General features: G+C 67.6%; 23 protein-coding genes. 10 read left to right on the top strand and 13 right to left on the bottom strand.

All coding sequences use genetic code 11. From position 1 onward, the window contains the following. Positions 1 to 111: 111 nt before the first annotated feature. The 8 genes from AUP43_RS11965 to AUP43_RS11930 form a co-directional block, all read right to left on the bottom strand. Complete coding sequence (locus tag AUP43_RS11965) at positions 112 to 1,260, bottom strand: PQQ-dependent sugar dehydrogenase (protein WP_067557185.1); 1,149 nt, start codon at positions 1,258 to 1,260, stop codon at positions 112 to 114. A gap of 62 nt (positions 1,261 to 1,322) precedes the next feature. After that, positions 1,323 to 2,333, bottom strand: a complete 1,011-nt coding sequence (locus AUP43_RS11960; protein ID WP_067557183.1) for a metal-dependent hydrolase — start codon at positions 2,331 to 2,333, stop codon at positions 1,323 to 1,325. An 85-nt stretch (positions 2,334 to 2,418) separates the two neighbouring features. Continuing rightward, positions 2,419 to 2,775: a circadian clock KaiB family protein gene (locus AUP43_RS11955; RefSeq protein WP_067557180.1), complete on the bottom strand. Its 357-nt coding sequence runs from the start codon at positions 2,773 to 2,775 to the stop codon at positions 2,419 to 2,421. Further along, positions 2,772 to 4,508, bottom strand: a complete 1,737-nt coding sequence (gene kaiC / locus AUP43_RS11950; protein ID WP_067557178.1) for a circadian clock protein KaiC — start codon at positions 4,506 to 4,508, stop codon at positions 2,772 to 2,774. The genes AUP43_RS11955 and kaiC overlap by 4 nt, the downstream gene beginning before the upstream one ends. Then, complete coding sequence (locus tag AUP43_RS11945) at positions 4,505 to 6,736, bottom strand: PAS domain S-box protein (protein ID WP_157089336.1); 2,232 nt, start codon at positions 6,734 to 6,736, stop codon at positions 4,505 to 4,507. Before AUP43_RS11945 ends, kaiC begins: the two co-directional genes overlap by 4 nt. 99 nt (positions 6,737 to 6,835) lie before the next feature. After that, entirely contained in the window at positions 6,836 to 7,282 is a 447-nt protein-coding gene (locus tag AUP43_RS11940; protein WP_456093694.1) for a YaiI/YqxD family protein, read from the bottom strand. A gap of 5 nt (positions 7,283 to 7,287) precedes the next feature. Then, positions 7,288 to 8,439, bottom strand: a complete 1,152-nt coding sequence (locus AUP43_RS11935; RefSeq protein ID WP_067557165.1) for a hypothetical protein — start codon at positions 8,437 to 8,439, stop codon at positions 7,288 to 7,290. Between the two features lie 93 nt (positions 8,440 to 8,532). After that, a complete protein-coding gene (locus tag AUP43_RS11930) occupies positions 8,533 to 9,576 on the bottom strand; it encodes an asparaginase (protein ID WP_067557163.1) in 1,044 nt (347 codons plus the stop codon). A gap of 338 nt (positions 9,577 to 9,914) precedes the next feature. On the opposite strand from AUP43_RS11930, the gene AUP43_RS11925 reads away from it, so the two are divergent. From AUP43_RS11925 to AUP43_RS11910, 4 genes are read left to right on the top strand one after another with little or no spacing between them, the layout of a single operon-like run. Continuing rightward, positions 9,915 to 10,961: a TRAP transporter substrate-binding protein gene (locus tag AUP43_RS11925; protein WP_067557160.1), complete on the top strand. Its 1,047-nt coding sequence runs from the start codon at positions 9,915 to 9,917 to the stop codon at positions 10,959 to 10,961. Positions 10,962 to 10,985: 24 nt separating this feature from the next. Next, positions 10,986 to 11,579, top strand: coding sequence for a TRAP transporter small permease subunit (locus AUP43_RS11920; protein WP_232315121.1), 594 nt, complete (start codon positions 10,986 to 10,988; stop codon positions 11,577 to 11,579). Beyond that, positions 11,572 to 12,915, top strand: a complete 1,344-nt coding sequence (locus tag AUP43_RS11915) for a TRAP transporter large permease (RefSeq protein WP_067557153.1) — start codon at positions 11,572 to 11,574, stop codon at positions 12,913 to 12,915. Before AUP43_RS11920 ends, AUP43_RS11915 begins: the two co-directional genes overlap by 8 nt. A gap of 17 nt (positions 12,916 to 12,932) precedes the next feature. Beyond that, positions 12,933 to 14,207 (top strand): hydroxymethylglutaryl-CoA reductase, degradative, encoded by a 1,275-nt coding sequence (locus AUP43_RS11910; RefSeq protein ID WP_067557151.1) that lies wholly within the window; start codon positions 12,933 to 12,935, stop codon positions 14,205 to 14,207. A 7-nt stretch (positions 14,208 to 14,214) separates the two neighbouring features. On the opposite strand, the gene AUP43_RS11905 is transcribed toward AUP43_RS11910, so the two are convergent. Both AUP43_RS11905 and AUP43_RS11900 read right to left on the bottom strand, forming a co-directional pair. Continuing rightward, a complete protein-coding gene (locus tag AUP43_RS11905; RefSeq protein ID WP_067557148.1) occupies positions 14,215 to 15,450 on the bottom strand; it encodes an MFS transporter in 1,236 nt (411 codons plus the stop codon). 14 nt (positions 15,451 to 15,464) lie between these two features. Beyond that, positions 15,465 to 16,385: a sugar kinase gene (locus AUP43_RS11900; RefSeq protein WP_067557139.1), complete on the bottom strand. Its 921-nt coding sequence runs from the start codon at positions 16,383 to 16,385 to the stop codon at positions 15,465 to 15,467. 84 nt (positions 16,386 to 16,469) lie between these two features. Between AUP43_RS11900 and AUP43_RS11895 the strand changes: the two genes are divergently transcribed. Then, positions 16,470 to 17,642, top strand: a complete 1,173-nt coding sequence (locus AUP43_RS11895) for a fumarylacetoacetate hydrolase family protein (RefSeq protein ID WP_067557137.1) — start codon at positions 16,470 to 16,472, stop codon at positions 17,640 to 17,642. A gap of 68 nt (positions 17,643 to 17,710) precedes the next feature. Further along, entirely contained in the window at positions 17,711 to 19,699 is a 1,989-nt protein-coding gene (locus AUP43_RS11890; RefSeq protein WP_067557135.1) for a PAS domain S-box protein, read from the top strand. A 6-nt stretch (positions 19,700 to 19,705) separates the two neighbouring features. Here the strand turns inward: AUP43_RS11890 and xerD are convergent, their stop codons facing one another. Genes xerD through AUP43_RS19035 form a run of 3 tightly spaced genes read right to left on the bottom strand, consistent with a single transcriptional unit; the run spans position 19,706 to position 22,782 of the window. Beyond that, a complete protein-coding gene (gene xerD / locus AUP43_RS11885) occupies positions 19,706 to 20,659 on the bottom strand; it encodes a site-specific tyrosine recombinase XerD (RefSeq protein WP_067557133.1) in 954 nt (317 codons plus the stop codon). Beyond that, complete coding sequence (locus AUP43_RS11880; RefSeq protein WP_067557131.1) at positions 20,649 to 22,559, bottom strand: hypothetical protein; 1,911 nt, start codon at positions 22,557 to 22,559, stop codon at positions 20,649 to 20,651. The genes xerD and AUP43_RS11880 overlap by 11 nt, the downstream gene beginning before the upstream one ends. After that, positions 22,540 to 22,782 carry a hypothetical protein gene (locus AUP43_RS19035; protein WP_157089335.1) on the bottom strand — a complete coding sequence of 81 codons (243 nt, stop codon included), beginning with the start codon at positions 22,780 to 22,782 and terminating at the stop codon, positions 22,540 to 22,542. The genes AUP43_RS11880 and AUP43_RS19035 overlap by 20 nt, the downstream gene beginning before the upstream one ends. Before the next feature lie 144 nt (positions 22,783 to 22,926). On the opposite strand from AUP43_RS19035, the gene AUP43_RS11875 reads away from it, so the two are divergent. Genes AUP43_RS11875 through AUP43_RS11860 form a run of 4 tightly spaced genes read left to right on the top strand, consistent with a single transcriptional unit; the run spans position 22,927 to position 26,484 of the window. After that, positions 22,927 to 23,502: a shikimate kinase gene (locus tag AUP43_RS11875; RefSeq protein ID WP_067557128.1), complete on the top strand. Its 576-nt coding sequence runs from the start codon at positions 22,927 to 22,929 to the stop codon at positions 23,500 to 23,502. Continuing rightward, positions 23,496 to 24,638 carry a 3-dehydroquinate synthase gene (aroB, locus tag AUP43_RS11870; RefSeq protein ID WP_407668468.1) on the top strand — a complete coding sequence of 381 codons (1,143 nt, stop codon included), beginning with the start codon at positions 23,496 to 23,498 and terminating at the stop codon, positions 24,636 to 24,638. Before AUP43_RS11875 ends, aroB begins: the two co-directional genes overlap by 7 nt. A 4-nt stretch (positions 24,639 to 24,642) precedes the next feature. Continuing rightward, complete coding sequence (locus tag AUP43_RS11865; protein ID WP_067557121.1) at positions 24,643 to 25,923, top strand: HlyC/CorC family transporter; 1,281 nt, start codon at positions 24,643 to 24,645, stop codon at positions 25,921 to 25,923. A 12-nt stretch (positions 25,924 to 25,935) separates the two neighbouring features. Further along, the gene (locus AUP43_RS11860; protein ID WP_067557118.1) at positions 25,936 to 26,484 is read left to right on the top strand and encodes a DUF2889 domain-containing protein; all 549 of its coding nucleotides are present in this window, start codon (positions 25,936 to 25,938) and stop codon (positions 26,482 to 26,484) included. Positions 26,485 to 26,552 lie beyond the last annotated feature (68 nt).

The following is a 26,552-nucleotide window of genomic DNA, read 5'->3' as shown; positions in this document are numbered from 1 at the left end:
AAGCGCTTCCCGGCCGATGCATCCACAAAAACACAAATCACCCACACAAGCCCGAGGGTGACAATGGTGGGGGCAGCAAGGTCCGGGGATAACGGCGGCGGGAATGGATGCCTACTCCGCCGGCACCAGGCGCCAGATGGCGGCGTCGGGGTGGTCGTTCAGTAAATAGAGGGCGCCATCGGGGCCGGCGCGGACATCGCGGATGCGTTCGCCCCAATCCTCCAGCAGGCGTTCCTCGCGCACGATGCGGGTGCCCTCGACCTCCAGCCGGGCGAGATGGGTCTGCACCAGCGCGCCGACGAACAGATCGCCCTTCCAGCCGGGGAATTTGTCGCCGTTATAAAAGGCCATGCCGGAGGGCGCGATGGAGGGATCCCAGTAATGGATCGGCTGTTCCATGCCCTGGCGTTCCTGGCCCTGGCCGATCTTCGCGCCGGAATAATGCACGCCGTAGGAGATCACCGGCCAGCCATAGTTGCGGCCGGGCTGCGGCAGGTTGATCTCGTCGCCGCCGCGCGCGCCATGCTCGTGCTCCCAGAGCTGCCCGGTTTCGGGATGAATCGTCAGCCCCTGCGGATTGCGATGGCCGTAGGAATAGATTTCCGGCCGGGCGTCGCCGCGGCCGACGAAGGGATTGTCCTTCGGCACGCTGCCATCCGGATTGATCCGCACGATCTTGCCCAGATGGGTGGAAAGGTCCTGCGCCTTCTCGCGCTGGCTGTTGCGTTCGCCCAGCGTGGCGAACAGCGTACCGTCCGGCGCGAAGGCGAGGCGGCTGCCGAAATGGTGCCCGCCGCTGAATTTCGGCATCTGCTGGAAGATCACCGTCACCTGCTCCAGCGCGGTGCCGTCGTCGGACAGCCGGCCATGCGCGATGGCGGTGCCGTTGACGCCGCCCTGGCCGGGCTCCGTATAGCTGATATAGACCCGGCGGGATTGCGCAAAATCCGGCGCTGTCGCCACGTCGAGCAGGCCGCCCTGGCCGCCTGAATCGATGCGCGGCAGGCCCTTCAGCGGTTCCGACAGCCGGCCTTGCGGCGTCGCCAGGCGCAACCGGCCGGGGCGCTCGGTCACCAGCATCGAGCCGTCCGGCAGGAAGGCGAGGCCCCAGGGATGCTCCAGCGGGCCGGCCACCCGTTCCAGCCGGAAGCTTGCCTGCTCCGACTGGAAGGTCTCGCCCTGTTGAGCGGCGAGGGGGGCGGCGGGTGCCGTTGCGGCGAGCGCGAGGGCGGCAAGCAGAACGGCGAAGGGCATCGTCATCGGCGGTCCTCGGCTGGTGGCGTACCAAGCTGAGGTGGGGGGCTGGCCGGGTGGATCAAGCCCTATTCCGCGCGCACCGCATCTTCATCGGTGAAGCGCTTGACCATCCAGTCCAGCACGCGCGTGTCGTTCACGCGCGGGCGCTGCACCGGCGGGATCATCGTCGGCGTGCTCTGCTGGCGGGCGATCTCGAAGGTGAAGATGTAATGCGGTTCCACCCCCATGCGAAGGTCGCGGACCAGGATCGTGTCGCCCTCCCGCGCCATCGCGTAATAGCCGCGCGAGAAATCCGCCACCGCCTCGACCGGGCGCTTGTCGGGCAGGATCGCCTCCAGCGCGTGGCCGTTCGGATGGCGGTGCAGCGGCGCGTCGGGCCGGTCGTCGAAGATCGAGCGGTAGACGTTGACATAGCCATCCTCGGTCATCGCCAGCCCGCGCCACAGCACGGTGTTGAACGGCATGGGGATCATGGTCAGCCGTTCGACCGGCTGGCCGGCGGCCGCCAGCGCGCTGCGCACCTTGGCCTCGGCGATCTCCCGCGCCGCCACGCTCCAGCCCAGATAGAGCGTGCTGAGCGACAGCGCGACGATGGCCGCCTTGCCGATGCCCGGCCCCCAACGCCCGCGGAACAAGGCCACCAGCGTCAGCGCCAGCAGCGGCAGCGTGTAGAGCGGATCGATGATGAAGATGCTCGACCAGCTCACCGGCGGCACGTCGAGCGGCCACAAGATGCGGGTGCCGTAGGTGGTGAAGCAATCCAGCAACGCATGCGTCACCAATGTCAGCCAGACCGTCAGCCAGGTCAGCCAGCGGGCGTCGCGCAGGCGCTTGTCCAGGCGCAGCAGCGCCTCGCCGATCAGCGGGGCGACCAGCGTATGGACGAAGACCGAATGGCTGAACCCGCGATGGGTGACGAAGGCCTGGATCGGGTCGGCCGAGGCCAGGAACACGTCAAGGTCGGGCAGGGTGCCGACCACGCCGCCGATCAGCGCGGCGCGGCGCGGGCCGAGGCGCGGGCCCAGCGCCAGCGTGGCGATGCCGGCGCCGAGAACGAATTGGGTGAGGCTATCCATGCGGGGAACCGGCTGCGGAAGAAACGATACCGCTAAAGTGGCGATATTTCCCGGTTCGTCCAGTGCCGAAAGGCGGGCCGCGCGATCAGCGCTCCGGCTGCAACGGCGAATCGTGCAGGAAGCGGCGCAGCGCGCTTTCGCTGCGCAGATCGCCGATCAAGGTGCGTTTCGGGCCGGGGAACAGGCGGATCAGCGCCGGGGTCACCAGGATGCCTTCCTCCAGCGCGCGCTCGGGAGAGCGGATCACGTCGATGACCTCCAGCTCCACCCGGTCCTCCAGCGTCTTCATGACGGATTCCAGGGTCGCCATCGCCGCGCGCGAGCTGGGGGCGCTGTAGGCGACGAAGAATTGCAGCCGGATCGGCGGCTGCTTCGACTGGCCAGGCACCTTGGGCAGGCCGGGGGCCTGCGCGGTGGGGGGCGGGTCAAGCGGCTTGATCATGACTGGGTCTCCGTCTCCCGCGCGCCGGTGTCGTCGGCGCGCCGCATCATGCGCACATGGGTCCGGGCGTCCGACCGTTCCTTCCGGCGGATATCCTCCTCCAGGAGGATGCGTTCGCGCTCGTTGCGGGCCTGGGAAATCTCGGCCTGCAGCATCTGCAATTGCAGCGCCAGCCGCTGTTCCAGATTTTCCAGCTCCTTGCGGCGGTGCGTATGCTCCGCCTGCTGCAGGGCTTCGTGCACCCGATCCTCGGCTTCATGTTCCATGCGCGCGGTGCCCATCAGCACGTCGCCGCCGGAGGCGTAGACATCGGCCAGTGTCAGCCCGCGGCTGGACAGCACCAGCTCGCGCACTTGATTGGAATGCGCCATGCCGCGCGACTTGACGATGGTCAGCGCCCGGTTCCGCTCGCCCTTGGCGATGCGGAAGGAGACGTCCATCCAGGTGTCGGCGATGGTGGAGATATGATACTGCGTGCCTTCCGTGTCGCGATGCAGTGGGTGCAGCAGGGCGGTCGCCAGCACGGTGATGCCGCGCGCCTTCATATAGTCCAGCATCTGCACGATGATGGCGCTGCTCTCGGTTTCCTCGTTGATCTTGCCGATGGCGGAGATCGGGTCGATCACCACCGCCTGGGGCTTGTGCAGCTCGACGGCGTCGCGCAGCGCGGCGAACTGTTCCTCCATGCTGTTGGCCGAGGCGCGGCTGGCCAGGATGCTCAGCAACCCGCTATCGACATGCGCGCCCAGGTCGATATTCACCGACCGCAGATTGCGCGCGATCTGCGCCGCCGGCTCGTCGAAGGAATAGAACAGCGCCCGCTCGCCGCGCCGGCAGGCGGCATCGACGAAGGCGCCGCCCAGCGTACTCTTGGCGGTGCCTGGCGCGCCGGAGACCAGCACGGTGGAGGAGCGGTAATAGCCGCCATTCAGCATCGTATCCAACCGCTCGATGCCGCTGGAGACGCGCTCCGTGGAGGCCGGCCAGCCCATATCCACCTTGTCGGCGATTACCATGATGCCGCCGCTGCGGATCAGCAGCGGCGAGGCGTTGGAATTATGCGCCGCGCCGCGATATTTGAGCAGCCGGATCCAGCGCCGGGCGACCCGCCGGCTCACCTCGTGATGCAGCACCACCACGCATTCGGTCATGTAGGGCAGGTAGGCCAGCGCGGACTCCGCGTCGCCTTCCAGCGGCTGGTCGGTCTTGGCGGTCAGCAGGGCGGTCGCCCCTTCCTGGCGCAGCCATTGCCGCAGGCGCAGCAGCTCGCGACGCCGGGCGGCGCCGGAATCCAGCATGGCCAGCAGCCAGTCGATGGAATCCAGCACGATAAGTCGCGCGCCCGTGCGCTCCTTCAGCGCGGTCAGCGCGCCGATCAGCCCATTCAGGTCGAAATCGCCGGATTGCGCGACATCGGGGTTGAGCTTGGCGTCCAGCACGAAGATGCCCGGCCCGCCCTCGGCCGCGCCGCCGCTCGACAGCGTCCAGCCGAAGCTGGCGGCGTTGGCGATCAAGGTGTCCGCATCCTCCTCGAACGTCACGAAGATGCCGCTCTCGCCGGCATCGCGCAGCCGGTTCGCCAGCGTGTTCAGGGCAAAGACGGTCTTGCCGGTGCCGGGCCCGCCGACCAACAGCGTTGTGCGGCCCTCCGGCACGCCGCCGCCCGATAGCCGGTCGAAGCCGTCTATGCCGGTGGCAAGCTTGGATATGGACGGGGCCGCCGCGATGCTCATTGCGTATTTCCCTTCGCCGCCATGTCGTTCAGCGGCTGATGTAGGGCCGTGCCACGGCTGGACAAGAGCGCATCGATGGCGCCATGCAGCGCCGCGCGGGTATAGGGTTTCTGCAGCATCGGCCAGGGGGCGGCGGCATTCGACCGTTCGCCATACTGGTCGTTATAGCCTGAGCTGAGCATGATCGCCATTTCCGGGCGCAGCCGGGCGGCGTCCACCGCCAGGGCATAGCCGTCGACGCCGCCGGGCATGACCACATCGGTCAGCATGAGCTGGAAATCCGGACAGTCGGGCGCGCGCAACTGGGCCAGCGCCTCATGCGCGTTGGTGGCCGAGACGACCGTGTAGCCGGCCTCCGACAGCGCGTCGCGCAGATAGGCCCCGACCATCGGGTCGTCCTCGACCAGCAGGACGTTGATCCCGGCGGCGCGGCTGGGCCGGGCCTCGCCGGCCAGGACACGCTCGGAAATATTGTCGGGTAGCCTGTCCGGCAGGGAGGCGGGGTTGGCCAGGTGCCGTTCCGCGCGCGGCAGATAGAGTTCGATCCGGGTGCCGCGGCCGATTTCGCTGTCGATCCGCATGAAGCCGCCGGTCTGGCGCACGAAGCCATAGACCATCGACAAGCCCAGCCCGGAGCCCTTGCCGACCTCCTTGGTGGTGAAGAAGGGCTCGTACAGGCGCGGCAGGATATCGGCGGGGATGCCGGTCCCGCTATCGGTGACGGCGATCATCACATAGGCGCCGGCGGCGGCGTCCTCATTGTCCTTCTCGACCGTCCGGTTGGCCGCCTCGACGCTCAGCTTGCCGCCATAGGGCATGGCGTCGCGCGCGTTCAGCGCCAGGTTGATCAGCGCTGTCTCCAATTGTGTCGGATCGGCCAAGGCGGGCCATAAATCCGGGTCGGATTCAGTCTTGATGTTGATGCGCTCGCCCAGGGTGCGGCGCAGCAGCTCCGAATTCTCGGTGATCAGCGCCTGGACGTGGATAATCTCGGGCTGCAGGTTCTGCCGCCGGGAGAAGGCCAAGAGACGCCGGGTGAGCTCCGCCCCGCTCTGCGCGGCCTTGATGATGTTGCACATCATCCGCTGCTGCACCTCATCGAGCGGCAGATCCTCCGCCAGCATTTCCGCATTGCCCAGCACGACGGTCAGCAGATTGTTGAAATCATGCGCCACGCCGCCGGTAAGCTGGCCGACGGCCTCCATCTTCTGGGCCTGGCGCAGCTGATCCTCGGTGGCCTTGCGGTCGGTGAGGTCATGCACGGTGCCGATGAAAAGATGCTCGCTGGCGGTGCGGATCTCGCCGACCGACATCTCGATGGGGAATTCGCTGCCATCCTGGCGCAGGCCGGCAAGTTCCTTGCGCTGGCCGATGACCGTGCTTTCGCCGGCGTCGAGATAACGCCGCAGCCCTCGCTTGTGATGCGCCCGGTAGCGCTCGGGCATCAGCTCGACGATATTGCGGCCGAGCAGCGTGCCGGGCTGATAGCCGAACATCGTCTCTATCGCCGGATTCACCGCCTCGATGATGCCTTCGGGGTCGATGCTGACGATGCCGTCGACGGCGGTGTCCAGAATGCCCTGAAGGCGCAGGCGCTGGGATTCGAGCGCCCGGGCGTCGGCCTCGCGGCTCAACGCGCCGGACAGGATGAAGGCGACGGATTGGATGAAGCTGGCATCCTCCTCGGTGAAGGCGTGCGGTTCCGGCGTGAAGGCGCCCAGCAGGCCATAGATATTGCCCTGGCAGCGCAGCATGACGCTGACCGCCGCGCGCACCCCCCGGCCGGCAAGCTGCGGCGACACGGCGTAACGCGCGTCCTGTTGCAGGTCGTCGACCAGCACCGGCATTTCCGTATTGACGATGAACTGGGCAAGCGGGCTGTCGTCCAGCGAGCAATAGGCCTGGGCCATCCTCTCCTGCGGCCAGCCGATGCCGGCCCGCAGACACAGCATGTTATCGGGTGATCGGTATTCCAGCACGGTGATGATGGTGGCGCGCAGAGTGCTGGCCAGGATGTCGGCGGTGCGCTGGAAAAGATCGTCCAGCGGCACGTCCTCCAGCGCGAACTGGGCCAGCAGCACCAGGGCGCGCTGCCGGGCGATCTGCCGCTTCAGCCCATGCACCGTCTGCTGGTGGCGCAGATCCTCCCGCCGCTGGAATTTCGGCAGCCGTCGCCAGATTCTATCGCTCAGAACCTGCCAGGGGATAAGGGAATTGCGATTCGACACGAAAACCGCCACATCGTTGCGATAAGGCGGAGGGATGGATCGTCCCCGTTCCGCTGTTGTTTCTTACAATACGATTTAAATCCTAAAGTTAGGTAAAGATCAGCCGCGATTCAGCCGCACCACGGCGGCGTCGAGCGCCGACAGGAAGGCGGATTTGTCGCGGCCGCTCATCGGCTTCGGACCGCCGGTCACTTCGCCCATGGCGCGCAGGTCGGCCATCAATGCGCGCTGGGCCATGGCCATGCCGATGGAGTTGGGCGTGAAGGGGCGGCCGTTCGGGGCCAGCACCGTCGCGCCCTGCTTCACGCAGCGATCGGCCAGGGGAATGTCGGAGGTGACGACGATGCTGGCGGGATGCGCGCGCTCGGCGATCCAATCGTCGGCGGCGTCGAAGCCGCTGCCGACCACGACAAGCCGGATGCGCGGATCGCGCGGCACGGCGAAATAATCGTTGGCGACCAGCGTGACCGGCAGGCCATAGCGTTCGGCGACGCGGTAGATTTCCGCCTTCACCGGGCAGGCGTCGGCATCGACGAGGATTTCCAGCCCCATCAGACCGATTTCACGCTCGAATTCAGCAAGGCGTTCATCTGCTTCAGCATGGCGTCCATTTCATCGAAGCGCAGGCGATGCGCCGTTTCGCCCTGCATGGTCCGGTGCAATATGCCGATGGCGTTCTTCGAGGCGGTCGAGCAGAAGCCCAGAATCCAGTAGTAATTATGGGCCGTGGTCAGAAATTCCTTGAAGGCCAGCGGCTTGTTGCCGTTCACCAGCCCATCGTAGGCGTTGTTGTAGTCGATGAAAATCTGCCGGCAGTTTTTCACCACGTTTTCCAGCTTGGTGCGGGTCGACTGCACATGCATCGCCATCTGCTCCAGCTCCAGCCGGTTGTAGCTGGCGGCGTCGCGCGGCTTCGACAGGTCGCCGCGGAAGAAATCCAGCACCTCGCGGATCGCCGGCGCGAAGCCCTCGAACTTCACCTGGTAATAGGTGATGCCCTTCCAGGCGACGAAGATGCGCTGGGTCTCGGATTTATCGATGCCGAAGGATTTGATGAACAGCTCGGCTTCCGGCACGTCCGGATTCCAGATCGCGTCGATGAAGCGCTTGCGGTGCGCCTGGGCCGCCAGGTCGCCGGGTTTCGCCTCGCCGACCGCGCGGTCGATGATCGGGCCGATGCGGCCTTCGATCTTCTTGCGGATATAGCCCTCCTCGCGCTCGGACGCGCCGATCGCGTTTTCCGGCAGGTTCAGCCCGGCGCTCTGCAATTCGGTGCGCAGCAGGTAGGGGTCGAGCGAGGGGATGGTGTCGATGACGCGCAATATTTTCACGTCGATCGCGAAATCCTCGCTCTCAGTCTGCATGTTCAGGCCGAGATACTCGCGCAGCAGATTCTCGAATTCACGTTGGCGCAGATAGATCGCAAAGCCGCCGGCCTGCAGATTCTCAGGGTCGTTCGGCACGTAGATCGCCGTTTCGACCGGCCGCGCCTCGGCCTGCTTCTGCGCCTCGCCGATCACCCCGTCCGAGAGCTGAACCTCGAAATTCGGGTATTTGAACAGCACGCATTCATTCATGAAGCGGTTGCGGAACAGCGGATCGCGACCGTTGGCGATGCCTTCGATCAGGTTGAGCGACATGCTCGAGTCGCTGCCGATGATGACATCCAGCAGCGGTGAGCGATTGAACGCCTTCTTTGTCATGACCCAGTGATTATCAATTGCACGCCCCTGACGTGCATCATACGCGCACAATAAAAAAGCGATATCGCTTATTTATCGGGGCGTATCCAGTGCTTAGGCGAAGCCGGCGAAGAGCCGGGCGATGGCCGCCCGGTCCGCGCCGCAGCGCAATGCCAGCTCCAGCAGCACGCAGCTTTTCAGCGCATGCAGTCGGCCGGCCGACAGGACGCCATGCTGCGCCAGATCCATCTCCGAGCCGGCGAATTCATAGGTGCGGGCAAGCAGCGGCCCGTTGCCGACGCGCCCGGCCATCACCACCGGCAGGCTGGCCGCCAGCCCCGCCACCGGCGCCATCAGCCGGGCCGGGACATGGCCGCCGCCCATCGCCGACAGCACGATGCCGGCATAGCCCAGCCGGTCGGGCCGGTCCGCCAGATGCGCCAGCAGCAGGCCGGGGTCGGTCACCGTCACGCCGACCAGCAGCACCGGCGCCTTGCGCTCGATCAGCGTTGCCGGGTCGCGGCCGTCCAGCAGGGTGGCGATGGCGGCGCGATAGGGCCGGCGCGGCGTTCCGGTCAGCACGATGCGGTCCTCGATCAAGAGGCCGACCGGCCCGGTCTGCGGGCTGGCGAAGGCGTCCAGCCGGTGGGTGTTGGCCTTCACCACCTCGGCGGCGGCATGGATGGTGTCGTTCAGCGTGACCAGCACGCCCAGCGCGCCGGCCTCGCGGGCGATGTCCGGGCTGGCGGCGAGGCGCACCGCGTTCAGGATATTGGCCGGGCCGTCCGGCGCCACCATCAGCGGGTTGCGCATCGCGCCGGTCACCACGACCGGGCGGTCCAGATCGGCCAGCAGCAGGTCGAGCAGGAAGGCGGTTTCCTCGATCGTGTCGGTGCCCTGCGTGACGACCCAGCCGTCGGTTGCGCCCTCGGCGGCATCCGCGCGGATGCGCGCGGCCAGCACCAGCACGCCGTCGAGATCCAGGTTCGGGCTGGCGACCTTGGACAGCGTCTCGGCGCGCAGCGCGGCGATCTCCCGCAGGCCGGGAACCGCCGCGATCAGCTGATCGGCGCTGAGGCCCGGCACCACGCCTTCCTTGCCGGGCACCATGGCGATGGTGCCGCCCAGGGCATAAACCGCGATCCGCGCTTTGCTCATCTCTCGGTCCTCGGTCGGTCCACAAAGGGGCTTAAGAAACCCGCGCGCCGTTAAATTTTCCCTAACATGTGAGAAAGTTTCAAGAAAGCATGCCCTTGGGATGTCAGCTTAATTGACAGGCTGCCGATCTCTTGAAACTCTAGCGCCCTAACGGCACGACAGAGGCCGATGAACCGCCAGGCGTACCAGAGCCGTCGGTTACTGGGAGGAATAGGGTGCGTACCCGTACCGAAGCGACACCGACGCGGCATCCGTGGATGCGGGCGTTGCTGGCGGTTCGGCCGGTCCTGATTTCCTTCCCGTTGCCGGCTTCAAGCCACATACCGGGAGGAACAGACATGAAAAAAATAGTCACCGCCGTCGCCGCTGCGGCATTGCTGTGGGGCATCGCCCAGCCAGGCGCCGCCCAGGCGCAGCGCGCGCTCGACGTCGCCAGCACCTTTCCCAAGGGGATGGTCTATCTGGGCGAGGGCGCGGAGAACATGGCCAAGCTGCTGGAGGACGTCTCCGGCGGCAAGCTGAAGATGAAGGTGCATGGCGCTGGCGATCTCGTCCCGGCGCTGGAAGTGTTCAACGCCGTCAGCTCGGGCGCGGTGCCGGCCGGCTGGGACTGGATTGGCTATTGGGGCGGCACGGTGCCGGTGACCGGCCTGATGGGCGCCATGCCGTTCGGTCCCGACCCCGAGGTGTTCCTCGGCTGGATGTGGGAAGGCGGCGGGCTGGAAATCCTGCAGAAGGCCTATGACAAGTACAATGTGCAGGTTTTCCCCTGCCATCTGACCGCGCCGGAGGCCGGCGGCTGGTTCAACAAGGAGATCAACAAGCCGGAAGACTTCCAGGGCCTGAAGATGCGCATCTCCGGTCTGGGCGGCAAGGTCATCAACAAGCTGGGCGCGTCCTCGCAGCTGATCGCCGGCGGCGAAATCTATGTCGCCTTGGAGCGCGGTCGCATCGAGGCGACGGAATTCTCGCTGCCGATCATCGACAAGTCGCTCGGCTTCCAGAACGTCACCAAATATTACTACTTCCCGGGCTGGCACCAGCCGTCGAGCTGGAACTCGCTGCTGATCAACCAGGATGTCTGGAAGAAATATAGCGAGCTGGAGCAGAAGCAGTTCTGGGCCGCCTGCAAGGCCAATGTCGTCTGGTCGATGGCGGTGGCGCCCGGCGCGCAGGGCAAGGTGCTGGACGAATTCCGCGCCAAGGGCGTGAAGGTCCAGCGCTTCCCCGAGCCGGTGCTAGCGGCGCTGCGCAAGGCCTCGGCCGAAGTGCTGCAGGAGGAAGCGAAGAACGATCCGATCTTCAAGGAAGCGCTCGATTCGCTGAACGCCTACATGAAGGTGGCCGGCAACTGGATGGAACTGCAATCCCTCCAGACGAAGTAAGCGGAGGGTATAGCCTTGTCCAGCATGACCATGCTGGAGCGGATCGGCCACGCGTTGATGCATGTCAGCGCGTGGCCCGGTCGCGTCAGCTCCTGGCTTGTCCTGCCGATCATTCTCGCCGTGCTGGTGGCCGTTACCGGCACCATGATGCGGCTGGGCGATCTGTTCGGCTGGGGCTTCGCGATCCCGCTCCTCGGCTCGCATTTGTCGATCACCGGCCTGGCCGAGCTGCAATGGCACCTGTTCGCCGTGATGGTGATGCTCGGCGCCTCCTTCGCCCTGGCGGAGGACCGGCATGTCCGGGTCGATTTCATCTACGCCAAATTCCAGGGGCGCGGTAAGGCCGTCGTCGACATTATCGGCGATCTCGTGCTGCTGCTGCCGTTCTGCGCCATCGTCGCCTGGCTATCGCTCAATTTCGTCGGTCTTGCCTATCGTTCGGGCGAACAGTCCGACTATGGCGGGCTGACGGATCGCTATCTGGTGAAGGCGATCCTGCCGATCGGCCTGGCGCTGCTGTTCACCGCCGGCCTGGGCCGCATCATCCGCAATGTCGGCTTCCTGCTGAGCGGCCGGCAGGCCGCGGAACCGGGTCCAAACGGGGCGTCCCATGGGTGAGTATTTCCTGCCGATCCTGATGGTCGTCGCCCTGATCGGCGGCATCTTTACCGGCTATCCGGTCGCCTTCCTGCTGGCGGGCCTGGGCGTCGTGTTCTGTTTTCTGGCCGATATACCGGTGCTGTTCCTGGGCACGGTGGTGTCGCGCATCTTCACCGGCACGCTGGCGAACTGGCTGCTGCTGGCGGTGCCGCTGTTCGTGTTCATGGGGCTGATGCTGGAGAAATCCGGCGCCGCCAAGAAGCTGCTGATGTCGCTGGAGCGGCTGTTCGCCGGCATGCGCGGCGGGCTGGCCATCTCGGTCGCGGTGCTGGGCATCGTCATGGCGGCGTCGACCGGCATCATCGGCGCGTCGGTGGTGCTGCTGGGCGTGCTGTCGCTGCCGGTGATGCTGAAGCAGAAATACGACAAGGGCCTGGCCAGCGGCATCATCTGCGCCTCCGGCACGCTGGGCATCCTGATTCCGCCTTCGATCATGCTGGTGCTGGTCGGCGACATCCTGCAAATCTCGGTCGGCGATCTGTTCATGGGCGCGATGATCCCCGGCCTGGTGCTGGGGGCGCTGTATATCGGCTATATCCTGGGCGTCGCCTTCCTGGCCCCGCACAAGGCCCCGGCCGGCGTGGTCGACGTGAACGACAAGCGCCCGCTCTGGCTGGCGCTGGCCAGCGACCTGCTGGCCCCGGTGATCCTCATTATGGGCGTGCTGGGCTCGATCATCGCCGGCATCGCCACGCCGACCGAGGCGGCGGCCATCGGCGCGGCGGGCACGCTGATCCTGGCCGCCTTCTCGGGCGAGCTGACCTACGCCAATGTCCGCGACAGCGTGATGGAGACCGGCAAGACGACGGGCATGATCCTGTTCGTCGCCATCGGCGCCACCTGCTTCTCGGTCATCTTCAAGCGGGTCGGCGGCGATGTGATGATCGAGGATGTGGTGACCACTTTCGCCAGCGGCCCCTATGGCACGCTGGCGGTGGTGATGATTCTGATCTTCATCCTGGGCTTCTTCCTGGAATGGATCGAGATCAGCTACATCGTGCTGCCGCTGTTTGCGCCGATCATCGCCGGGCTGGATTTCGGGCTGGACCTGACGCGCGACCAGCAGCTCACCTGGTTCGCGATCCTGGTGGCGATCAACCTGCAGACCAGCTTCCTCACCCCGCCCTTCGGCTATGCGCTGTTCTATCTGAAGGGCATCGCCCCGCCGGGTCTGACGATGGGCGACATCTACCGCTCCATCATTCCCTTCGTGATCCTGCAGCTCATCGGCCTCAGCCTGGCGATTTCCTTCCCCGGTCTGGTGCTGTGGCTACCGAAACTCGTAACAGGCTGATTCCAGGAGTTTGCCGCATGCGTAACCGCACATCGCGTCTCAGCGGTTTCTACAAGCTCGGCCGTGACGAAAGGCTGGCCGAGGTCCAGGCCGTCTCCGGCCTGGACGAAGCCGGGGTGGAGGCGCTGAAAAACTCCAGCGCGCTGCCCTTCGAGCTGCTCGACCGGCTGGTGGAGAACGCTATCGGCGGTTTCACCGTGCCGGTCGGCATCGCCACCAACATGATCGTCGACGGCCGCGACGTGCTGATCCCGATGGCGACGGAGGAAAGCTCGGTCATCGCCGCGGTCGGCAACACCGCCCGGCAGTGCCGCGACACCGGCGGCTTCACCACCTCCATCAGCGGCACCGAGATGATCGCCCAGATCCAGATGGTGAAGCTGACAGACCCCTGGGCCGCGCGCGCGAAGATATTGGAGAAGAAGGCCGAGATCGCCGATATCTGCAATGGCTGCGACCCGCTGCTGGTGAAGCTGGGCGGCGGCTTCCGCGACCTGGAGGTGCGCATCGTCGACGGCCAGACCGGGCCGATGGTGGTGGTGCACATCATCGTCGACACCAAGGACGCGATGGGGGCGAACGCCGTCAACACCATGGCGGAGAAGCTGGCCCCCAACCTGGCGGCCTGGACCGGCGGCAAGCATCATCTGCGCATCCTCTCCAACCTGGCCGACCGGCGGGTGGCGCGCGCCCGCGCGGTCTGGCGGGCGGCCGATATAGGCGGGGCTGAGGTGGTGGAGGGCATCGTGCTGGCGGCCGATTTCGCCGACAGCGACCCGTACCGCGCGGCGACGCACAATAAGGGCATCATGAACGGCGTCTCGGCGCTGACCCTGGCGACCGGCAACGACACCCGCGCCATCGAGGCGGGGGCGCACGCCTTCGCCGCCAGGACCGGGCGCTACCGCTCGCTCAGCCGCTACGAGATCACCGCCGGGGGCGACCTTGCCGGCAGCATCGAAATCCCGATGGCGCTGGGGCTGGTCGGCGGGGCGACCAAGGTGCATCCGACCGCCCAGGCCTGCCTGAAGATTCTCGGCGTCGGCAGTGCGGCGGAGCTGTCGCGCATCGCCGCTGCCGTCGGGCTGGCGCAGAATTTCGGGGCGCTGAAGGCGCTGGCCACAGTCGGCATCCAGCAGGGCCACATGACCCTGCATGCGCAGAATGTGGCGATCGCCGTGGGCGCCGCCGGCGACGAAATCGCCGAGGTCGCCCGCCGCCTGGCCGAGACCCACACCGTGCGCCAGGATGTGGCGGAGCAGATACTGGCGGAGATTCGAGGGCGGAAGTAGGCCGCCCTCAGCTCTCCCCGGCCTCGCCGCGCGGGTCGAGTTCGGCGGCGATCGGCGTCATGCGGGTCAGCGGTACGAAGGGGCCTTGCTCCTCGGCCGTCGGCCCCTGGCGCTTGCCCATGCGGTACAGGCCGAAGGCGGCGACCAGCAGAGCGGTGACGGTGGCGGTGTAATACAGCCCGGCCGGGCCGACGCGCTCCATCACCTGCGCCGACCAGAGCGGCCCGAAGGACGCGCCGACGCCATAGGCGATCAACAGCCCGGCCGAGGCCTGCACCAGATCGGCCGAATCGATATGGTCGTTGGTGTGCGCCACGCTCAGCGGATAGATCACGAAGCTGGCCCCGCCCTGGATCGCCGCCAGCAGCAGGAACGCCTCCCACGGCAGATCGACCGCCAACACCACGCCCAGGCTGGCCAGCGCGGTGACGAACAGCACGGCAACCAGCACGGTGCGGCGGTCATAGCGGTCGGACAGCCGGCCGATCGGCCATTGCAGCACCAGCCCGCCCAGGATGGTGGCGCTCATGAAGGCGGAGATGGCGGCGACGCTCATCCCCATGCCGGCCCCGAAGATCGGCCCCAGCCCGTAGAACGCGCCGGTCAGCACGCCGCTGGCGAAGCAGCCGATCATCCCCAGGGGCGAGATGCGATACAGCGCCTTGAAGCTGAAGCGTGTCGGCTGCACCGGCGCGGGCGTGGCGTTGCGGTCCAGCAGCAGCGGCAGCAGCGACAGCGAGAACAGGATCGAGGTCAGGCTGAACAGCACGAAGCTGGCGGGGTCATAGACGTTCAGCAGCAGCTGGCCGAGCCCCAGCGCGGTGTAGGTGGTGATCAGGTAGGCCGACAATACCTGGCCACGGTTCTGGTTCGTCGCCGCGCCGTTCAGCCAGCTTTCGGTCACCACGAACACGCCGGCCATGCACATGCCGGACAGGAAGCGCAGGCCGGCCCAGAAGACTGGCTCGACGATGATCGCGTGCATCACCGCGAAGGCGGAGATCAGCGAGGCCAGTGCTGCGAAGGTGCGGATATGGCCGACCCGCTCCACCAGCTTGTGCGCGGCGATGCTGCCCAGCACCAGCCCGGCGAAATAGGCCGCCCCCACCAGCCCGGCCAGGCCGGTGGAAAACCCCTCCTGGTTCATCCGCACGCTGAGCAGCGAGCCGAAAAGGCCGTTGGCCAGCAGCAGCAGGGCGACGCTGAACAGCAGCGCCGTGAAGGTATGCAGGGTGACGCCCATGAACCTGCGGACCGCTATCCGAGGCGGGGCATGGCGTCGCGCGGGATGATCGCGCCGGGATGGCGGATCACCGCACCCGCCATCTCATGCCCGCGCGCCGCCGCCGCGTCCGGCGTCTCGCCGGACAGCCGGGCGGCGAGGTAGCCGGCATTGAAGGCGTCGCCGGCCGCCGTGGTGTCGACCACGTCCGAGACCGGCCGCGGGGCGACCACCCATTGCCGCGCGCCCGCCGCGACCAGCGCCGGCTTCTGCCCGCATTTCACCGCGATCTCGCCGACGCCGAAGCCGGAGATGCGCTCGATCGTGTCGGCCGGCGAGGCGTCGCCGAACAGCGCCTGCTCGTCCTCGTAGGTCGGCAGCGCGATGTCGACGCGGGCCAGCACCGCCTCCACCGCCTTGCGGGCGGTCGGCTGGTCGGGCCAGTTGCGCGGCCGGTAATTGCCGTCGAACACCACCCGGCCGCCCGTGTCGCGCAGCCTGTCCAGCGCCGCGTTCAGCCGGTCCCGGCTGTCGGCATCCAGGATCGACAGGGTGATGCCGGACAGGTAGGTGAGGCCGGAGGCCAGGATGGCCGCCTCGATCCGGTCGCCGGCCTCGCCCTTCAGCATGTCGCGCGCCGCCGCGGCGCTGCGCCAGTAGAAGAAGGAGCGCTCGCCCGCCTTGTCGGTCTTGATCGCATACAGGCCGGGCAGCCGGCCGGGCAGGGTGGCGACATCGTCGACGCCCACGCCCTCGGCGCGCCAGGCCGCCAGCATCTCGGCGCTGTAAGGATCGTCCCCCAGCGCCGTCAGATAGCCGACCTCGACGCCGAGGCGCGACAGATAGACCGCCGTGTTCAGCGTATCGCCACCGAACGACCGGCTCAGGCCCTCGCTGCGGTCGCGCAGCTCGACCATGCATTCGCCGATGGAGGCGACGCGAATTGGGGTGGCCATGCTTCCTCCTGATGCTTCGTCTTTCTTGCCCCGCAGTATCGGCCTGCTATCGTCGATGCAACAAAAGATTGCGGGAGGGATGAAATGCGCTACGCGCTTGGACTGGACACGCTGCCCGAAGACGCTGATTCCGCCACCCTGGTCGGCCGGGCCTGGCTGCCGGCGGCCGCCGGCCCGGCGGTGATCACGCTGCGCGCCGGCCGCGTGCACGACGTGACGGCGCATTGGCCGACCGTCTCGCTGCTGCTGGCCGAAGCCGACCCGGCGGCGGCGTTGCGCCGGGCGGACGGGCCGGATATCGGCGCGGTCGCGGACTTGCTGGCCAACAGCGTGCCGGACGGGCAGGACAAGGCCCGCCCGCACCTGCTGGCGCCCTGCGACCTGCAGGCGGTGAAGGCGGCGGGCGTCACCTTCGTGCGCTCCATGTTGGAGCGCGTGATCGAGGAGCAGGCGAAGGGCGATCCGGCCGCCGCCGAGGGCGTGCGCCACATCATGCAGGCCGAGATCGGCGACGATCTGCGCGCCGTGCGGCCCGGCTCGCCCGAGGCGCTGCGGCTGAAGCAGGCGCTGGTCGCCCGCAAGCTGTGGTCGCAATATCTGGAGGTCGGCATCGGCCCGGACGCGGAAATCTTCACCAAGGCGCAGCCGCTCTCCTCGGTCGGGACCGGCGCGGAGATCGGCATCCACCCGGTTTCCACCTGGAACAATCCGGAGCCGGAAGTGGTGCTGGCCATCGGCCCGGACGGGGCGATCAAGGGGGCGGCGCTGGGTAACGACGTCAATCTGCGCGATGTCGAGGGCCGCAGCGCCCTGCTGCTCGGCAAGGCGAAGGACAATAACGGCTCCTGCGCCATCGGCCCGTTCATCCGGCTGCTGGGCCAGGGCTACGGGCTGGACGATATCCGCCAGGCCGCCGTCACCCTGACGGTCGAGGGCGATGACGGATTCCGCCTGGAAGGCACCAGCCTGCTGGGCGAGATCAGCCGCGACATAACCGACATCGCCGGCCAGGCCATCGGCCCGAACCATCAATATCCCGACGGGCTGGTGCTGTTCACCGGCACCATGTTCGCGCCGATCGAGGATCGCGACGCCCCCGGCCAGGGCTTCACCCACAAGCTGGGCGACATCGTCACCATCGCCAGCCCGCGCCTGGGGCGGCTGGTGAACCGGGTGAACCGCAGCGACCGCATCCCGCCCTGGGAATTCGGCGTCGCCGCGCTGATGCGCAACCTTTCCGCGAGAAAACGATTATAGCCCGTCCCCCATAAAGGCTTTCTTTACCAAGCCGGCGGGAAAATCGAGTTTCTACAGGAGAGACCGAAGTGCCCCGCACGAGTGCGACCGATACCCTGGATACGGCCCTGGCGCAGGAGAATGAGGTGCTGCGCGCGCGTGTCCGGGCGTTGGAAGCGGCGTTGCGCAAGACCGAGGCGCTGCCCGAGCTGGCCGGCTTCTGGCGCTGGGAGATGGATGCGGCGCTGCGGTTCACCTGGGTGTCGGAAGAATTCGCCGCGCTGACCAAGATGTCGGCCGAGATTGTGCTGGGCAAAAGCCGCGCCGAACTCGGCGTGCCGCGCGGCGACACGGCCGCCTGGGAGCAGCATCTGGAGGATCTGGCGCAACGCCGGCCGTTCCGGGAATATCGCTACAGCTATATCGACGGAACGGGCGTACTGAAGAATATCAGCGTCTCCGGCGACCCGATCTTCGACGCCGAGGGCGTATTCCAGGGCTATCACGGCATCAGCCGCAACATCACCGCCGATGTGCAGGCGGTGCACCAGGCGAACGAGGCGACGGCCCGTCTTCTGGAAGCGCTGGAGCGCTCGTCCGACGGTTTCGTGCTGTTCGATCCGGGCGACCGTCTGCTGGTGTGCAATTCCCGCCATCGCAGCCTGTTCCCCGAAATGGCGTCGCGGCTGACGATCGGCGCGGAATATGCGGCGCTGATCCGGGAAAGCGCGGAATCCCTTGATTTGCCGGGCCCGGAGGCGCGCGAGGCCTGGGTGGCGGAACGCCTGGCCTATCACCAGGCGCCGCAGGGTTCCATGATCTTGCGGCGTCACGATGGCCGCGTGCTGGAGTTGCGCGAGGAGCGCCTGCCGGACGGCTGCACCTTCGTGATCGCCGGCGATGCCACCGAGCGCCATCACCGCCAGGAGGAGCTGGTCAGCAATGAGGCGCTGTTCCGCCTGCTGTTCGAGCGATCCCCCATGGGCATGGCGGTGGTCGATGGCGAGGGCCGCTACCTGCGCTGCAACGACGCCTATTGCCGCTTCCTGGGCTACAGCCAGGAAGAAATCTGCCGGATGGGCACCGCCGACGTGACCCATCCGGAGGACCAGCCGGCCATGCAGGAGCGGCTGGGCGAGCAGGCGCGCGAGAAGACGGCCGAATATCGGTTCGAGAAACGCTACCTCACCAAGGAGGGCAATCAGGTCATCGGGCTGATGACCACGGCCACCCTGCCGGCGCAGCCGGGCAAGCAGCCGACCATCATCGCCCAGGTGCTGGACGTCACCGAACGGGTGAATGCCGAACATGCGCTGCGCCTGGCCAAGGAGGAGGCGGAAATCGCCAACCGGGCCAAATCCGACTTCCTGGCGAATATGAGCCATGAGTTGCGCACCCCGCTGAACGCCATCATCGGCTTTTCGGAAGTGCTGCTGGGCCAGTATTTCGGCCCGTTCGAGAATCTGCGTTATCGGGAGTACGCCCAGGATATCCGGTCCAGCGGCATGCATCTGCTGGAATTCATCGACGATCTGCTCGATTTGGCGAAGATCGAATCCGGCCGCCTGACCCCGACGGACAGCGATATCGACTGCGCCGCCCTGATCGAGAGCATCATCCGGCTGCTGCGCGAGCGCGCCCATGCGGCGGAATTGCAGATGACCACCGACATGCCGAGCGAGCTGCCATTGCTGCGCGCCGATGTCCGCATGGTCAAGCAGATCGCCATGAACCTGCTGTCCAACGCGGTGAAATTCACCCCACCGCGCGGCGGGGTGACGATCCGCGCCGCGCTGAACCATGCCACCGGCGGCATCGAGCTGACGGTCAGCGACACCGGCATCGGCATCGCGCCGGAGGATTTGCCGCGCATCCGCCGTCGCTTCGGCCGGGCCGCCAGCAGCGAGACGCGGCACATTCAGGGCACCGGGCTCGGCCTTGCCATCGTCGACAGCCTGGTCGCCCTGCACGATGCCCGCCTGGATATCGAAAGCGAGCTTGGCCGCGGCACCATCGCCCGGGTCTGCTTTCCGCCCAGCCGCACCGTGCGCGGCTTCGTCACGTCCGGCACCGACTGACGGGCTCTACCCCCGCTTGCGGCTTTTCGACAGCGGGTGGTGCGTCTCCACCAGGCTTTTCAGCCGGTCGGAGACAACATGGGTGTAAATCTGCGTCGTCGAAATATCGGCATGGCCCAGCATCTGCTGCACGCTGCGCAGATCGGCGCCGTGATCCAGCAGGTGGGTGGCGAAGGCGTGGCGCAGCACATGCGGCGACACCTTCTCGGCATCGATGCCGCATTCCAGGGCCAGTTCCTTCAGCAGCTGGGCGAAGCGGTGGCGGGTCAGATGGCCGCTGCCGGCGCGCGACGGGAACAGCCATTTGCTGTCCTGCCCCTCCTTCAGGCCCCCCTTTAGCCCTTTGGGCAGAAACGCGCCGCGTTCCAGGCGGTAGGCGGCAACGGCGCGGATCGACGCCTCGGTCAGCGGCACCATGCGTTCCTTGCCGCCCTTGCCGCGCACCACCAGCACGCCGGTATCGCGGGCGATGGCGGCCAGCGGCAGGCTGACCAGCTCGGACACGCGCAATCCCGCGGCGTAGAGCAGCTCCAGCAGCGCGGTCAGGCGCAGCCCGTCCGGGCCCGCCTTCGCCTTGGCGGCCTGCAACAGCAGGTCGACCTCCAGCTCGCTGAGGATTTTCGGCAGGGCGCGGCCCCGGCGCGGCGGGTCGATCACCGTGGCCGGATCGTCCGGGCGATAGCCTTCGGCATAGAGGAATTTGTGGAACTGGCGCAGCGCCGACAGCCGCCGGGCCATGGTGCTGGGGGCCATGCCGGCGCGGCCCAGCATGGCCATGTAATCGCGCAGATCGCCCGAGCCGGCGGCCTGCACCGCAATCCGCCGCGCCGCCAGGAAATCGCTGAAATCCTGCAGGTCGTTGCCATAGGCGGCCAGGGTGTTGGCGGCGATACCGCGCTCGGCCAGCAGCATTTCCAGGAAGGCGTCGACGCAGGCGGCGGGGGCGGTTTTAGAAGCCATGCGCGATGGCGGCTTCCAGCGCCAGACGCCGTCCTTCCTTGTCCAGCCCCACCTGGCGCAGGGCGCGGATCGTGCGGTTCAGCACCGTCGCGTCGAGCCCGTCGAGCGGTTGTTCGCCGGTCGCGATCAGCGCCAGCGCCGCCGTCTCGCCGGTGCGCTCCGCCGCCGCCGCCGATTCGAGTCCGAACGTAACGCTGCTGGCCGAGGCGGGGGCCGGCGCAGCGGCCGCGGCGGCGCTCGGGAGCAGCAGGAAGTCGGTCGGCTCCACCGGCTCGCCCACCGCGTTCAGCAGGGCATGCATCACGGCGATGCGGCGCTCCGCCTCCTGCGGCGCCTCGGCGGTGATCAGGGCGCTCCAGGCGGCCAGCGCGCTCTGCTCCCAGATGGTGGCCTGGTGGTCGCCGGCCAGCCGGGCCAGCGGCCACAGCCGCAGCCAGGCGTTGCGGGCGTCGGGGTTCACTGGCCCGCGATCGCGCAGGGCGACCAGCCAGGGCCGCGCGCCCTCGACATCGCCGACGGCGTAGAGCGCGCGCGCGGCCTCCGGCGCGAACCAGGTCAGATCGGCGGTCGGCTGCAATTGCTCGATCACATCGTCCAGCACGCGCACGGCATGGTCATAGACATCGTCGCGCGCGGCGAAGCGCAGGGCGGTGGCGATCAGTTCCGCCTTCTTCACGGGGTCGGATTCGACGCTGATCCGGCGGTACAGCACGGCGCGCGCCTTGGGCGAGGGCTTGACCTCCAGGTCGCGCACCGCGTTGGCCAGCTCGGCCGGGGTGGCCGGGGCCTGGTTATACAGCTCCGACAGCACGCCGGGGGCGGCCACGCCCAGCGCCACGCCGCGTTCGGCGGCGGCCAGACGGGTTTCATAGGGGGCGTAATCGGCGATGGCGATGGCGTTCAGCAGCCCCGGCGCGGCCCCCGCCACCGCATCGGCCGGCAGCGGCATGTTGGCGGCGCGCAGCAGCGCCAGATGCAGCGGGGTCGGCTGCGGCAGGCTGTCCAGCACCACATTATTGCCCAGCGCCGCCTCGACCAGGCGGTTGAAGGGCTGATCCTCCGGCGCGTTCAGCTCGCGCAGCAGCGTCATGCCGAAATCGACCCGGCTGGATTCCTGCGCCAGCGCGTCGCAGGCGACCTGCGCCTTGCGCCAGAAAATCTCCGAATAATCGCCGCCGACATCGCCGGCCAGGGTGCAGGCCGCATTGGTGTCGCCGGACAGGATCAGCGTCTCGACCTGCAGCCGGTCCAGCGCCTCGCCGCCGGCATTGCGCGGCACCAGGCGCAGCAATTCCGACAGGCCGCCGATGGCGCCCATGCGCATCAGCCGGTCGGCGCGGCGGGTGAGGATCGGTGCGCGCTCCGCCTCCGCCACGCCGGCGGTGGACGGCGGCACGCTGGCGCTGGAGAGCAGCAGGCGGCGCTGCAGATTGCGCATCGCGTGGCTGCCCGGCAGGGTCGGCAGGCCGTCCAGCAGCCGCACGATGCGGCCGCGCGTGGTGCCGTTCCACATCGCATAGCCCAGGCCGCCGCGCGCCGGGTCCAGCGTGCCGACGGAATCCACCGTGGGCGCTGCCAGCTCGTTCGCCGACACCGCGGCGGGCAGCGGCGCGCGCATGCCCGGCGGCAGGCGCAGCAACGGGTCGCCCTGGATCGTGCGGTCCGGCAGCGCCGCCCCGCCCGGCAGGGCGTTGGGGGAAGGCAGCGCGCCCGGTGCCGGTTCCGGCGCGCGCGGCGCGCCCGGCGTGGCCGGCGAGGACGACGGGGGCGAGGGCGGGCTGGTCTCGCCCGGCAGCGGAAATAGCCGCAGCGGCTGGCCCTGCGCCCAGGCGGGCTCCCAGGCAGGGGCCCCGGCCGCCATCAGCAGCGCCAGCGCCAGGCTAATTCTTGAAACGGTCATTCGGGATCACCTTTTCGACCTGTGTCGGGGTCGGCGCGACCGCGCCGGTGGCCAGGAACACACCTCCGCCGATGATCACCAGGAGCAGGAGGACGAAGATGACGAGGATCGACTTGAGCATGGCCGCCTTGCGCGCTTGCGGGAAATCTTGGAGCCGTCCCGCCCGGCCGGAGGAGAGCGGGCGGCGATAACCAAATGACATGATCCGCGCCGACCGTGGCATTTTCACGACAGGCCGGCGCGCGGAATGATAGTATCGCCGCCATGCCGGGCTTTCAATCGAGGCGCGGCGCGGGTGGCGGTGCGGTTTTCCACGCCTTACCGCTTGACGGTTTCCCTTCCAATCTTTACTTGCAGCCGAAGCGACATGACTGCGTCCTCACATAGCATTCCCCGGACCATCGCCCTTGTCGGGCTGATGGGGGCGGGAAAATCGGCCGTTGGCCGCCGCCTGGCGAGCCGCCTGGGCATGCCGTTCATCGACGCCGACACCGCCATCGAGCAGGCCGCCGGCTGCTCCATTGAGGAAATCTTCGCCCGCCATGGCGAGGCCGAGTTCCGCCATGGCGAGCGCCGCGTGATCCTGCGCCTGCTGGAGAATGAGCCGGTGCATGTGCTGGCGACCGGCGGCGGGGCCTTCATCAATGACGAGACCCGCCAGCGGCTGAAGGAACAGACCATCACCATCTGGCTGAAGGCCGAGCTGCCGACGCTGCTGGAGCGCGTCGGCAAGCGCAGCAACCGCCCGCTGCTGAAGCAGGGCGATCCGGCCGAGGTGCTGCGCCGGCTGATGGATGTCCGCTACCCGATCTATGCCGAGGCCGATGTGACGGTCGAGACCTCCACCGGCCCGGTGGAGGAGACGGTGGAGCGTGTGCTCGCCGCGCTCGACGCCCATCTTGGCCGCACCCCCACCCCTTCCGAACGGATCGCCGCATCGTGACCGCACCCGACGCCATCGCCGCCGATTACGAGACGCTGAGCGTCGACCTGGCCGGCCGGGCCTACGACATCCTGATCGGCAACGGCCTGCTGGCGCGCGTCGGCGCGCTGTCGAAGCCGGTGCTGCGCCAGCCGAGGGTCATCATCGTCACCGATTCCACGGTCGCCCCCCTGCATCTGCAGACGGTCGAGGACTCGTTCCGCGCCGCCGGGGTCGCCGTGGCGTCCATCGTGGTGCCGGCGGGGGAGGGCAGCAAGCGCTTCGACCGGCTGGAGGCGCTGCTGGACGAGCTGCTGGCCGCGCGGATCGAGCGTCGCACCATGCTGGTGGCGCTGGGCGGCGGGGTGATCGGCGACCTGACCGGCTTCGCCGCCGCCATCACCCTGCGCGGGCTGGATTTCATCCAGATCCCGACCACGCTGCTGGCCCAGGTGGACAGCTCGGTCGGCGGCAAGACCGGCATCAATACCCGGCATGGCAAGAATCTGGTCGGCGCGTTCCATCAGCCGCGCCTGGTGCTGGCCGATACCGGCGTGCTGGATACGCTGCCGCGCCGCGAGCTGCTGGCCGGCTATGCCGAGGTTGTGAAATACGGGCTGCTGGGCGATGCCGGCTTCTTCGACTGGCTGGAGGCGAACGGCGCGGCCCTGCTGGCCGGCGACACGGCCAGGCGCCGCCATGCGGTGAAGGTAAGCTGCGCCGCCAAGGCCGCCATCGTCGCCCGCGACGAGAAGGAGACGGGCGACCGCGCGCTGCTCAATCTGGGCCATACCTTCGGCCATGCGCTGGAGGCGGAGACCGGTTTCGGCGCGATGCTGCTGCATGGCGAGGGCGTGGCCATCGGCATGGTGATGGCGTTCGACCTGTCGGCCGATCTGGGCCTGTGCCCGGCGGCGGACGCGGGGCGCGCGCGGGCGCATCTGAAGGAGGTCGGCCTGCCGGTCAGCCCGCTCGACGTGGCCGGGCGGCAGCATTGGTCGGTCGATAAGCTGCTGGGCCATATGGCGAAGGACAAGAAGGTGGCGGACGGCAAGATCACCTTCATCCTGGCGCGCGGCATCGGCGACGCCTTCATCACCCGCGACGTGGACGCGCAGGCGGTGCGCGACCTGCTCGCCCGGTCGATAGAAAGCTGACGCCATGACGCTGGAATTATGGCTGAGCCTTGCCGGCATCGTCGGCCTGCTGATCGCCTCGGCCTTCTTCTCCGGCAGCGAGACGGCGTTCACCGCCGCCTCGCGGGCGCGCATGCATCAGATGGCCAAGAAGGGCAGCAGGTCGGCCCGGACGGTGAATAATCTGCGCGCCCATAGCGAGCGGCTGATCGGGGCGATCCTGATCGGCAATAACCTGGTCAACATCCTGGCCGCCTCGCTGACCACCAGCATCATGATCACGCTGTTCGGCGATGACGGCGTGGCCTGGGCGACGCTGATCATGACCGCGGTGATCGTCGTGTTCTCCGAGGTGATGCCGAAGACCTACGCGCTGAACAATGCCGACCGTCTGGCCCTGCTGGTTGCCCAGCCGGTGCGGCTGGTGGTGTTCGTGTTGTCGCCGATCTCGCGCACGGTGCAGATATTGGTGCGCGGCGTGCTGCGCGTCTTCGGCGTGCGGATCGCCGGCGATCTCGGCTCCGACGCCAGCGAGGAGGAGCTGCGCGGCGCCATCGAGCTGCATCAGGGCGAGGATGGCGAGGGCCAGGAGGAGCGCGCGATGCTGCACAGCGTGCTCGACCTCGCCGATCTGGAGGTGGGCGAGATCATGACCCACCGCAAGAACATCGTGATGATCGACGCCGCCCTGCCGCCGGCCGAGATCATCGACCAGGTGCTGAACAGTCCCTATACCCGCATCCCGCTGTGGCGCGACGAGCAGGACAACATCATCGGCGTGCTGCATGCCAAGGCGCTGCTGCGGGAGATGCGCCAGCATGGCGGCAATGTCGAGGGCATCGACGTGGCGGCGCTGGCGGCGCAGCCCTGGTTCATTCCCGACAGCACCACCCTGTTCGACCAGCTCCAGGCCTTCCGCACCAGGCGCGAGCATTTCGCGCTGGTGGTGGACGAATACGGCACGCTGATGGGCATCGTGACGCTGGAGGATATTCTGGAGGAGATCGTCGGCGAGATTTCCGACGAGCATGACGTCACCGTGGTCGGCGTGCGCCCGCAGCCGGACGGCTCCTACCTGGTCGACGGCACGGTCACGTTGCGCGACATCAACCGCGAGTTCAACTGGGAGCTGCCGGACGAGGACGCCTCCACCGTGGCTGGGCTGGTGCTGCACGAATCCCGGCAGATTCCGGAGGTCGGCCAGGTCTTCACCTTCTACGGCTTCCGCTTCGAGATATTGCGCAAGCAGCGTCACCAGATCACGCTGCTGCGCCTGACCCCGCCGCTGAAGGGCGCTTCCGCCTAAGGGATGAAACGAATGCCGCCGCTTTCCGAACCGACTGTCGCGCGCGAGAAGCTGCACCGCCGCGTGGTGACCTGCGAGGGCTATCGCCGCGCCGATGGGCTGTGGGACATCGAAGGCCACATGACCGACGTGAAGACCTACGGCTTCGACAATGACTGGCGCGGCCGGGTCGATCCGGGCGAGCCGCTGCACGGCATGTGGCTGCGCATCACGCTGGATGACGCTTACACAATCCTGGCGGTCGAGGCGCGGACCGAATACAGCCCCTACCAGGTTTGCGGCAACATCACCGCGAACTACCAGAAGCTGGTCGGCCTCGCCATCGGGCCGGGCTTCACCCAGAAGGTGAAGGCGCTGATGGGCCGCACCGAGGGCTGCACCCATTTGACCGAGCTGCTCTGGCCGATGGCGACCACCGCCTACCAGACCATGGTTGCCAAGCGCCGCGATCCGGACGCCGAGCAGAAGCCCTGGCACATCAACACCTGCCACGCGCTCGCCGCCGACGGCCCGATCGTGAAGACCTCCTGGCCGGATTATTACACCGGCGACAAGGAGTAAGGCGCGGCCGCCCTGTCCTTCGCGCCGCCCCGTTCTTCGCGCCGCCCTGTCCTTCGAGACGCCGCTTC

Source organism: Oceanibaculum pacificum (assembly GCF_001618175.1).
GTDB classification, from domain to species: domain Bacteria; phylum Pseudomonadota; class Alphaproteobacteria; order Oceanibaculales; family Oceanibaculaceae; genus Oceanibaculum; species Oceanibaculum pacificum.
The sequence above is the reverse complement of the archived record's forward strand: the minus strand, read 5'-3'. Positions and strand labels throughout refer to the sequence as shown.

Bases quoted from the DNA above. Each gene is read 5' to 3' on its own strand.
- AUP43_RS11860 (WP_067557118.1), top strand. From the start codon at position 25,936: ATGCCGCCGCTTTCCGAACCGACTGTCGCGCGCGAGAAGCTGCACCGC.
- AUP43_RS11865 (WP_067557121.1), top strand. From the start codon at position 24,643: ATGACGCTGGAATTATGGCTGAGCCTTGCCGGCATCGTCGGCCTGCTG.
- AUP43_RS11965 (WP_067557185.1), bottom strand. From the start codon at position 1,260: ATGACGATGCCCTTCGCCGTTCTGCTTGCCGCCCTCGCGCTCGCCGCA.
- AUP43_RS11920 (WP_232315121.1), top strand. From the start codon at position 10,986: ATGACCATGCTGGAGCGGATCGGCCACGCGTTGATGCATGTCAGCGCG.
- AUP43_RS19035 (WP_157089335.1), bottom strand. From the start codon at position 22,782: ATGCCACGGTCGGCGCGGATCATGTCATTTGGTTATCGCCGCCCGCTC.
- AUP43_RS11900 (WP_067557139.1), bottom strand. From the start codon at position 16,385: ATGGCCACCCCAATTCGCGTCGCCTCCATCGGCGAATGCATGGTCGAG.
- kaiC (WP_067557178.1), bottom strand. From the start codon at position 4,508: ATGAGCATCGCGGCGGCCCCGTCCATATCCAAGCTTGCCACCGGCATA.
- AUP43_RS11960 (WP_067557183.1), bottom strand. From the start codon at position 2,333: ATGGATAGCCTCACCCAATTCGTTCTCGGCGCCGGCATCGCCACGCTG.
- xerD (WP_067557133.1), bottom strand. From the start codon at position 20,659: ATGGCTTCTAAAACCGCCCCCGCCGCCTGCGTCGACGCCTTCCTGGAA.
- AUP43_RS11905 (WP_067557148.1), bottom strand. From the start codon at position 15,450: ATGGGCGTCACCCTGCATACCTTCACGGCGCTGCTGTTCAGCGTCGCC.
- AUP43_RS11930 (WP_067557163.1), bottom strand. From the start codon at position 9,576: ATGAGCAAAGCGCGGATCGCGGTTTATGCCCTGGGCGGCACCATCGCC.
- AUP43_RS11875 (WP_067557128.1), top strand. From the start codon at position 22,927: ATGACTGCGTCCTCACATAGCATTCCCCGGACCATCGCCCTTGTCGGG.
- AUP43_RS11925 (WP_067557160.1), top strand. From the start codon at position 9,915: ATGAAAAAAATAGTCACCGCCGTCGCCGCTGCGGCATTGCTGTGGGGC.
- AUP43_RS11910 (WP_067557151.1), top strand. From the start codon at position 12,933: ATGCGTAACCGCACATCGCGTCTCAGCGGTTTCTACAAGCTCGGCCGT.
- AUP43_RS11935 (WP_067557165.1), bottom strand. From the start codon at position 8,439: ATGACAAAGAAGGCGTTCAATCGCTCACCGCTGCTGGATGTCATCATC.
- AUP43_RS11955 (WP_067557180.1), bottom strand. From the start codon at position 2,775: ATGATCAAGCCGCTTGACCCGCCCCCCACCGCGCAGGCCCCCGGCCTG.
- AUP43_RS11895 (WP_067557137.1), top strand. From the start codon at position 16,470: ATGCGCTACGCGCTTGGACTGGACACGCTGCCCGAAGACGCTGATTCC.
- AUP43_RS11880 (WP_067557131.1), bottom strand. From the start codon at position 22,559: ATGACCGTTTCAAGAATTAGCCTGGCGCTGGCGCTGCTGATGGCGGCC.
- AUP43_RS11915 (WP_067557153.1), top strand. From the start codon at position 11,572: ATGGGTGAGTATTTCCTGCCGATCCTGATGGTCGTCGCCCTGATCGGC.